At 41.6% G+C, this 10,067-nt stretch carries 7 protein-coding genes; all 7 read left to right on the top strand.

The features are described from left to right. The coding region (locus tag P7J58_RS01705; RefSeq protein WP_408572540.1) for a ZmpA/ZmpB/ZmpC family metallo-endopeptidase at positions 1-4,543 on the top strand (4,543 nt) is incomplete at its 5' end. 131 nt (positions 4,544-4,674) lie between these two features. Beyond that, positions 4,675-5,049 (top strand): DUF1149 family protein, encoded by a 375-nt coding sequence (locus tag P7J58_RS01700; RefSeq protein WP_002934959.1) that lies wholly within the window; start codon positions 4,675-4,677, stop codon positions 5,047-5,049. 1 nt (position 5,050) lies between these two features. Then, positions 5,051-5,902, top strand: a complete 852-nt coding sequence (locus P7J58_RS01695; protein WP_099810642.1) for a DegV family protein — start codon at positions 5,051-5,053, stop codon at positions 5,900-5,902. 8 nt (positions 5,903-5,910) lie between these two features. Then, complete coding sequence (gene dapB, locus P7J58_RS01690) at positions 5,911-6,678, top strand: 4-hydroxy-tetrahydrodipicolinate reductase (protein WP_099810640.1); 768 nt, start codon at positions 5,911-5,913, stop codon at positions 6,676-6,678. Then, entirely contained in the window at positions 6,675-7,886 is a 1,212-nt protein-coding gene (locus P7J58_RS01685; protein WP_408572539.1) for a CCA tRNA nucleotidyltransferase, read from the top strand. The genes dapB and P7J58_RS01685 overlap by 4 nt, the downstream gene beginning before the upstream one ends. Next, complete coding sequence (locus P7J58_RS01680) at positions 7,879-9,747, top strand: ABC-F family ATP-binding cassette domain-containing protein (RefSeq protein WP_408572538.1); 1,869 nt, start codon at positions 7,879-7,881, stop codon at positions 9,745-9,747. The genes P7J58_RS01685 and P7J58_RS01680 overlap by 8 nt, the downstream gene beginning before the upstream one ends. Further along, positions 9,748-10,067: hypothetical protein (locus tag P7J58_RS01675; protein ID WP_408572537.1), on the top strand; the 320-nt coding region annotated here is incomplete at its 3' end.

Raw genomic sequence — 10,067 nt, 5'->3', positions numbered from 1 at the left:
GGAACAACCAGTAGCCCCCGTTCCACCATCAACAGAAGATGAAGTCCTCACTGAGGAATCAACAGATCCTGTTGTCCCAAGTGAACCGATTACGGACGAGCCAGAAACTCCCGTTCCACCATCAACAGAAGTCGAAGTTCAACCCGAGGAACCAACAGATCCTGTAGTCCCAAGCTCTCCAGTTACTGAACAACCAGAAGAACCGGAAACTCCCGTTCCACCATCAACAGAAGATGAAGTTCTACCTGAGGAACCAACAGTGCCCGTTGCCCCAAGTGCCCCAGTTACTGAACAGCCAGAAGAACCAGAAACTCCCGTTCCACCATCAACAGAAGTCGAAGTTCAACCCGAGGAACCAACAGCGCCAGTTGTCCCAAGCTCTCCAGTTACGGAAGAACCAGAAGAACCTATTAAAACCAAACCGGAGTTAGTTTTATCAATTCTTAAAGAAAATGTAGATGATAAGACTGTAGAACTAAGCTATACACTGACAGATAGTGATTCTACATTTGTCAAGGCTATGGTATCTCTATACAAAGGGGATGAATTAGTCACAGAAAAAGAAATTCTAACACAAGAAGAGCTATACAAGGTTCAATTTGCTAACTTACTACTGAACACTGAATATAAAGTTAAAACACGATTTGCCTATAATTTAGGTAGTGATGATGTGGAAGAAGAGCTCGGAACAGAAAAATTTGAACTAGAAAATAAATTACTGGAATTACGAGAATACAAGAGTATTGAGCTGTATCAAGTTGATGAATTTGGCGAGAAAACAAGGGTCACAGCCTTGACTAGCACTCCAATTTCTTCAGAAAACTACCTTGTTAAAATTGCTACTGTAAACAATAAAGATATTTACCTCCCCGTCGATAACTTTGAGAATGATGTCAATGGCATTAAGGTGAGCATTATTCATCCAAAATTAGTAAAATTTAATCAGAACAATTCTAGTTTCGATGAACACCATACCTTTACAGTTGACAAGCTTGTCTTGCAAGAGGGGGCCTACAGTAAATTTAGTGAATTAGTAGATGCCATCAATACTAATCCTAGCGGAACCTACTATCTAGCTGCGGATATGGTAGTTGATAAGATGGTTTCAACTGACACTTACATTACCAAAGAATTTACTGGCAGTCTGAAGAGTCTAGGTGACCACAAGACATATTCTATTTTGCAGTTGGATAAACCGCTTTTCAGCACTCTTAAAAATGCTAGGGTTGAAAATATCTCCTTGAAAGATGTGAGCATTAAAAATGATCAAACAGCAGTAGCAGCTCTAGCTAAGAAATCAGACAAGTCTACCATCGATAAAGTTTCTGTTTCAGGAAATATTACGGCCAAACAAAATATTGCTGGTTTGGTTTACGAAGCAACAAATGGTACAAGCATTAGTAATTCCATCATCGATGTCAGATTAAACAATACAGCAAGCCATGAAATCTACTATATGGGTGGTGTTACAGGAATACTAAATAGTTCAACCATTGACAAGGTAAGGGTTAATGTGGCAATTGATGCTAAGACAGCAAGTGGTCGCGGACAAAAAATTGGTGGTGTCACTGCGGAGATGGCTTTGTTCAGTCAGCAACCTATGATTACCAATGCCTATGTTACAGGAAATATCCAGGCTACAGCACCTGCTGATACTGGAGGTGTTGTAGGTACAGCTAGGATGTCTGTCTTGAATAACATTGCAACAGGTGTATCTGTTACCAATGGGGGTATCATCGCTTCGGCACAAAATCTATATACTACATACGGGTCAATGCCAACTAATATTTATAGTGTTGAAGATCATGCAGCAGGGCAACCAAATCCAACAATTCAGCCTACAAGCCTTTCTCAAGAAGCCGTGCTAGAGAAAATCAAGGCATGGGGAATTCCAACAACACCAACCACAACAGAACAGGAAAATAGCGACAGTCAGTCGAATTCAGTGCATACCATTGATTATAACCTGGTTCAAAATGCTCAGGCTGAACGAAGAACTGCCTATGAAAACACTGCTAAGTTGTTGCCTTTCTATGACCGGAATACGATTGTTAAATATGGTAACTTGATTGATGAAGCAAGTAATCTCTATAGCAAGCCTATCCAGTCAGTTCTGACCTTGAATGAGGATGGAGTAGCAACAAATATCTATGACCAACACGCTTCCTTGACCAAATTACTGATCCATTATGAAGATGGAACTTCAGAAGTTCTACCTTTGGTATTTAAGGGAGAGTACGGCAATACCAAGGTTGTTGAATACCGTTTAGGTGAACAACTTCTCTATACACCAGAACAATTATTATCTCTGGAAACAAGTCTTATCGACGACCTAGTTCAAGAATTTTCTCAAGTTGAACTCTATAGCGAAAAGATGGCCGAGGTCCTGGTCCTACATATCCAAACTGCAGACAAGCACGCCAAACTAAAAGACTTGTACTTAGATGAATCCTTTGCAGAAGTCAAAGCCAATCTTGAAGAACATATCAAAGGTTTGCTGGCCAATAGACTGGTAGTTGATACCACAAGCAAGGCTGTCAGGGATGTCATTAAAAAAGAATTCTTGGCAGATAAAGAAAAAATTATGTTCGCCCTTGCCTACCTCAATAGGCTATATGGCATTAAATATGGAGATACCAATATCAAGAATGTTGTGCTCCATCATGCAGATTTTTATAATCGTCAACTTGATACTCTTGAGTGGTTGAAGTCATTTACAGATAAAATCACCAAGGATACAGATCAGTATTATGTTTCACAACAAGGCTACGAAGATATGTATTTTGACAGGTTAACGCTTGCCAATAATGCAGAAATTCATAAAGAACGTTTTGGAGCACTCTCTAGTCAACTTGGAACAGTTCGTGATTTCTTGGAATACAATAAGAAATTGTTCTTGGAAGAAACTGATTCAAGGAAGTGGTTCAAAGAAGCGACCAATACCTTTGTTTATGAAATTCCATCCAATGCAAACTCTAGCATTGACACCAGTCTATATAGTCATCTGGGACGTATTCCACGCTATGAAAAATACTACTTGCCATTGCTGAATATCAAGGAGAAGGATGATATTTTCGTAATGAGCTCAATGGCAACAGTAGCCTTTGGTGGTTATGGAAGATATGTGGATACGGCTTTGAAAAAGACCAATCCAGAACAATACTACCAAGCAGTTAAGACAGTACAGACAAGTTTGATACCGAAACACGGGAAACGATTAGGTGACTTTTTGGATATGTGGTATCAGATGGCAGATTCTCATCTGAGAGACAAGTTTATCCAACGCTCAACTGAAATTTGGGATGGTTACTGGATCAAGGATTCAAATGCATTTGAAGACCAAACTGATAAACGTCGTTGGGCAGATAAGTATGACCAGGAATACCGCTATGTTCAGGAGTTGGCAGGTCCCTTGAATGAATGGCATAGACAATCAAGAGATAGTGCCTTTTCAGATACAGTAACCTTTGTAAAATTCTCAAATCGGGACATGCTATCGGATTTAGGTGATTCGACCATGAGCCATGAATTGGTCCATAACTATGATGAAACGATCATGTTGGATGGTTATAAGCGTCGTCCTGGTCAAGATGCAGAATCCTATGCTATGGGCTTGTTGCAGTCATCAGCTGGTGGAGGTATTTATTACTATGGATTTAACTTCATGAATGAACATAGTCCAAATACTCCACACAATGTTTCAAGTAGTCGTTTCAAAACAAAAGAGGACTTGCAAACCTATCTAAAAGGGATCTTTGATGTTACCTACCTCTTGGATGCAGTCGAAATCCAAGCCATTGCTGCTAAGGGGAAAGAGGCTTATCCTTACTTCTTTAACAAGATAGAGTTGGTCCCAGTCAATGATGCGAATACCAATCAGTCCCTCATCTATCAGAACGCTCATGACCGTATTAGAAAATTAAGGGATGATGAACTGGATAACCTGAATATTGCGACTATCAACGATGCGATTGATCATGCCCTTGTTGCCAAATCATCATTCTTACTAGAACAAGATTATTTGCGCGAAAATTTGAAGAACTATTATTTCGTACCGCTTTATTATCCGATTTATGCAGGCTTGCAAAATAATAGTGGGACTGTTGGTGGTTTACAATTCCGTAAGACGGCCTTGGAACTTCTTGCTGCAAAAGGTTGGGAAGAAGGCTTTATTCCTTATGCAACAGACAAGCTAAAAGCGGAAGCAGAGGCGGCAGGTCAGCCACTATCTGATCAGTTTATTTTTGAAAAAATATTTGCTAATCAATATGCGGATTATACAAGCTTCAAAAAAGCTTTGTACAAAGAGCGCTGGGATAAGAAGGATAGACTGAAAGCCATCACGATTAGCTTCAATGGTCAGACTGAAACAATGGATAATATTGAAACGCTGAGTAGGCTGATGGCAGAGGCAGTTGATAAAGATTACCAAGCAGCTCAGAATGGTCAAATAGGATTTAATCGCCAAGGTTTGAAAGATGCTATTTTGAAAGCCTATGTCAAGCTAACAGATAGTTTCAGTTCCTCTATATTTGGAGAATGATGGAAGTCTGCTCTATATACAAAATGGGAAGAAATTGAAAGATAATATTTTCGGTTTCTTCCTTTTATTTTTTAAATCTTCAATACATTATGGTATAATATGCATAATATTGATTATAGGAGAAGTTAGAAATGGAAATCATTCGCGATAAAGAATTTGTCAATCAGTATCATTTTGATGCCCGCAATCACGCGTGGGAAAAAGAGAACGGAATTCCGGAAACAAAATTGAAAGTTGACTTTCAATTGATTGAGCAAAATCGTGCAGAAAATCGAACATCGATGATTACCATTTTGCGCTTTATGATTGTACTAGATCATTTTGTGATTTCAGGTGCCATGAGTCAGGCCGTTCACTTACCAAATCGATTGGTAGAAGAACCAACTGAATTTACTGATGAGGAAAAACGTGTTTTGGTAGAGCCTCTTTTGGACATTTTAAAACGAATGACTTATGAGGTTACTGAAATCGCCTTTGATGCACCAGGAGTGAATTTGGAGTTTTAATATGAAATTAGCAGTTATAACTGACTCATCGGCTGTTTTGAATGTCCGAAGTATTGAGCGGGATGACCTGTTTGTCCTAAGTATTCCAGTCAGCATCGATGGGGAAAATTATATTGAAGGGCAAAATTTGACGGTTGAAGAGTTTTATCAAAAAATGGCTTCATCGAAAGAATTACCTAAAACAAGTCAACCAAGTTTGATGGAATTGGAAGAAATTCTTAGAGGCTTGAAAGATAAAGGCTATACACACGCACTTGGCTTATTCTTGTCATCAGGTATTTCAGGTTTTTATCAAAATATTCAATATTTAGCTGATGAATTTGAAGGATTAACCGTTGCCTTTCCAGATACCAAAATCACATCGGCTCCTTTAGGCATGATGGTAGAAAATGTTCTCAAATGGGCTGACTCTGGACTTAGTTTTGAAGAAATTTTAGGTAAGCTGGACCAAGAAATTGGGAAGACAACAGCCTTCATCATGGTTGATGACCTCAATCATTTGGTAAAAGGTGGTCGCTTGTCCAATGGTGCAGCCTTGTTAGGCAATCTCTTGAGTATCAAGCCGATTCTATACTTTACAGATGAAGGTAAGATTGAAGTTTATGAAAAAGTTCGGACAGAGAAGAAGGCTATTAAACGGTTAATCGAAATTCTCCAAGAACAAACGACCGAAGGAAAGTATCAGATTGCTATCATACATGCCAACGCTCCTGAAAAAGCTGATAACTTTAAACAGCAATTGGAAGAAGCAGGAGTGGGAAGTGATTTGCCAATCGTATCATTTGGCTCGGTCATTGGTACGCACTTGGGAGAAGGGGCAGTGGCCTTTGGTATTTCTCCCATTATTGAATAGGAGTTTGCATGACAATTAAGGTAATTATCGCAGGATTTAAAGGGAAAATGGGCTCAACGGCTGTTGAGATGGTCAAAGGCGACGCAGAACTTAGTCTGGCTGCCTTGGTGGACCCATTTGCGACAGAAACAGAAGTGGACGGTGTTCCTGTTTTCAAGACCAAAGAAGAAGTTGCTAGCTTAGACGCAGATGTATGGGTGGATTTTACAACACCAAAATTTGCCTATGAAAACACTCGTTTTGCCTTGGAAAACGGCTTTGCACCTGTGGTTGGTACAACGGGCTTTACCCCAGAAGAAATCGAAGAATTGACAGCCTTGTCTGCTGAGAAAGGCTTGGGCGGCTTGATTGCTCCTAACTTTGCAATTGGGGCTATCTTGCTCATGCAGTTCGCAGCCCAGGCAGCCAAGTATTTCCCAAATCTTGAAATTATCGAATTGCACCACGATAAGAAGAAGGATGCACCGAGCGGAACGGCTGTCAAAACGGCCGAACTCATTTCCCGAGTCCGTCAGTCACAGACTCAAGGTGCAGCGGATGAAGAAGAACTGATTGCTGGCGTTCGCGGTGCAGAATTTGATGGCTTCCGTATCCACTCAGTACGCTTGCCAGGCCTTGTTGCCCATCAGGAAGTGATTTTTGGGGCACAGGGTGAAGGCTTGACCATTCGTCATGACTCTTACGATCGTATTTCCTTTATGGGCGGTGTCAACCTCGGCATTAAAGAGGTAGTCAAACGCTCACAACTCGTTTATGGTTTGGAACACTTATTATGAAATTAAACAATCTGCCTTCTGAGTTTCAGGAGGCTTTGCCGATTTTAGAGAAAATTAAAGCAGCTGGCTTTGAGGCTTACTTTGTTGGTGGCTCCGTGCGGGATGCCATTTTGGGCAGACCTATTCATGATGTCGACATTGCCTCTTCCAGCTACCCTCAGGAAACGAAACAAATCTTTTCACGGACTATTGATGTCGGAATTGAACACGGTACGGTGTTAGTATTAGAGGGGAAAAAGGAGTATGAAATTACCACCTTTCGGACAGAGGAGGAGTATGTCGACTTCCGTAGGCCGAGTCAGGTTTCTTTTGTGCGTTCCTTAGAAGAGGATCTCAAACGTCGCGACTTCACAGTCAATGCCTTTGCTCTGGATGAAGACGCACAGATTGTTGATCTCTTTGATGGGATGACTGACTTAGAAAACAGCACCCTACGGGCTGTAGGCATCCCGGCTGAACGTTTCAACGAAGATGCCCTCCGTATCATGCGAGGTTTTCGTTTTGCTGCGACCTTGGACTTTGAAATTGAGCCGACGACCTTCACAGCTATGGTTGAAACCGCACCGCTCTTGGAAAAAATCTCTGTGGAGCGCAGTTTTATCGAGTTTGATAAACTCTTGATGGCGGATTTTTGGCGAAAAGGCTTGCGTGCTATGATTGAGTCTAAGGCTTACAATTTCTTGCCTGATTTAGTTGGAAAAGGAGAACAGCTGGCTAGAATGCTGTCCAGTTTGGCAGAAGACTTCCAATTTTCAACTTCTGAACAAGCTTGGGCCATGCTCTTTGTCTGCCTAGGTATTGATAACATCAAATCCTTCCTGAAAAAATGGAAAACCAGCAATGATTTCCAACGCAGCGTGGTCAAGTTGGTAGAGATTTATCAGCTCCGCCAAGCAGGATCTGTTACCAAGCAAATCTGTTTCAAGTATGGCAAAGAATTCTTGTGCTTGGTAGAGGAACTCCGTCATGCACAAGGTTTGACTATAGATTTTGCAGCAATTGACCAGATAGATCAAGCATTGACCATTCATGACAAGCATGAAATTGTCGTCAATGGAGGACATCTGATGAAGGCATTTGACCTCAAACCAGGCCCTGTTTTGGGAAATCTACTCAAGCAGGTTGAGTATGAGATTATTGAGGGACATTTGCCCAATGAACAGGAGGCCATTATGGCATTTGTGAAAGGAAGGTTAGACCATGAGTGATTTTATCGTTGAACACCTGACTAAATCTGTCGGAGATAAAACGGTCTTTGCTGATCTGTCTTTCATCATCCACCAAGGCGACCGTATCGGGATTATTGGGGTCAATGGTACAGGAAAGACTACACTTCTGGATGTCCTGTCAGGTCGCATCGGTTTTGATGGCGATGTGTCGCCTTTTCGCACAAAAAATGCCTATAAAATTGCCTATCTGACTCAGGAACCTGATTTTGATGAAAGTAAGACAGTTTTAGACACCGTTCTTTCATCTGACCTCCGTGAAACCCAGCTGATTCGTGAATACGAGTTGCTCTTATCCCATTACGATGAAGCCAGTCAAGCAAGACTGGAGAAAGTCATGGCAGAGATGGATTCTCTCAATGCTTGGGAGATTGAAAGTCAGGTCAAGACTGTCTTGTCGAAACTCGGGCTAACAGACCTCAACAAAACCGTTGCTGAGTTATCGGGTGGTCTACGTAGACGAGTGCAATTGGCCCAAGTCCTCCTTGGCAATGCTGACTTGCTCTTGCTGGATGAACCGACTAACCACTTGGACATTGATACTATTGAATGGTTGACGACTTTCTTGAAAAATACTAAAAAGTCTGTTCTCTTTATTACCCACGATCGCTATTTCTTGGACAATGTGGCGACACGGATTTTTGAATTGGACCGCGCCAGCTTAACCGAATATCAAGGAAATTACCAGGACTATGTTCGCTTGAAGGCAGAACAGGACGAGCGAGATGCCGCCCTTCGCCATAAGAAAGAGCAGCTCTACAAACAAGAGCTGGCTTGGATGCGCAGACAACCTCAAGCTCGTGCAACCAAGCAACAGGCCCGTATCAATCGTTTCCATGACCTCAAAGGCGATTTAGCCAACAAGATAGACGATAGCGAACTGGAAATCAATTTTGAAACTTCTCGTATCGGTAAAAAGGTCATTAATTTTGAAAATGTCAGCTTTTCCTATCCTGACAAGCCCATTTTAAAAGACTTTAACCTGCTCATTCAAAACAAGGACCGCATTGGCATTGTTGGTGATAACGGAAAAGGAAAATCCACTTTGCTCAATCTGATTGCAGGTGATTTGCAAGCAGACAGCGGTAAGGTAGATATTGGTGAAACTATCCGTATCGGTTATTTTTCTCAGACCATCAAGGGCTTGGACGAAAGCAAGCGGGTCATCAATTTCTTGCAGGAAGTGGCAGAAGAAGCTAAGACGACATCTGGTATGGTTTCTATCGCAGAACTCTTGGAGCAATTCCTCTTCCCACGTAATACCCACGGGACCTTGATTGAAAAGTTGTCTGGTGGGGAGAAGAAGCGACTTTATTTGCTTAAGATTCTCTTGCAGCGCCCCAATGTTCTCTTACTAGATGAGCCGACCAACGACTTGGACATAGCGACTCTGACAGTCTTGGAACATTTCTTGCAGGGCTTTGCTGGTCCGGTCATTACTGTCAGTCACGACCGTTATTTCTTGGACAAGGTGGCTAACAAAATCTTGGCTTTTGAAGACGACGGCATTCAGACCTTCTTTGGCAACTACACGGACTATCTGGATGAAAAGACCTTTCTGGCTTCCAGCTCTGCTATTTCTTTGGAAAAACCAAAGGAGAAAATCGAGAAGGTCAGAGAGAACAAGAAGCGGATGTCCTATTTTGAGAAGCAGGAGTGGACGACCATTGAGGAGGAGATTGCTGGTCTGGAGGAACGGATTGCGGCAATCGAGGCGGAAATGCTAACTTGTGGCAGTGACTTTACCCGCCTATCCGACTTGCAGAAAGAGTTGGATGAGAAAAATGAACAGCTCTTGGAAAAATATGAACGCTACGACTATTTGAGCGACTTGGAGGCCTAGATGAAAGTTCTTGTCATGTCATATATGGTCATCTATCTCTTGGTGACCTTGGGAGCGGCTTTGTTTAGCTATCTAAAGACCCAAAAAATGAATGCTTTGCGCTTGTTATTAACGGTCTTATCCATGCTCTTGCTAGCTGTTACACTCTATTTTTACAGTCAGGCCTATCACGATGTACAAATGGTGGGGTTTGCTCTGGGATTTACCTTTATTTCTACTCTTTTTCTTTATAATGGAACGAAAGAGGGTAGTAATTTTACTACGGTCATGCTATTTTCCGTGGGACGCTTTATTTTGCATATTCAATTTTTAATTTTGCT

Source organism: Streptococcus suis, from assembly GCF_046032535.1.
Lineage (GTDB): Bacteria > Bacillota > Bacilli > Lactobacillales > Streptococcaceae > Streptococcus > Streptococcus suis_AK.
This window is presented reverse-complemented; position numbering and strand designations above follow the sequence as displayed.

Excerpts from the sequence above, each read along its gene's own strand:
- P7J58_RS01700 (WP_002934959.1), top strand. The coding sequence starts at position 4,675 with ATGGAAATCATTCGCGATAAAGAATTTGTCAATCAGTATCATTTTGAT.
- P7J58_RS01695 (WP_099810642.1), top strand. The coding sequence starts at position 5,051 with ATGAAATTAGCAGTTATAACTGACTCATCGGCTGTTTTGAATGTCCGA.
- dapB (WP_099810640.1), top strand. The coding sequence starts at position 5,911 with ATGACAATTAAGGTAATTATCGCAGGATTTAAAGGGAAAATGGGCTCA.
- P7J58_RS01685 (WP_408572539.1), top strand. The coding sequence starts at position 6,675 with ATGAAATTAAACAATCTGCCTTCTGAGTTTCAGGAGGCTTTGCCGATT.
- P7J58_RS01680 (WP_408572538.1), top strand. The coding sequence starts at position 7,879 with ATGAGTGATTTTATCGTTGAACACCTGACTAAATCTGTCGGAGATAAA.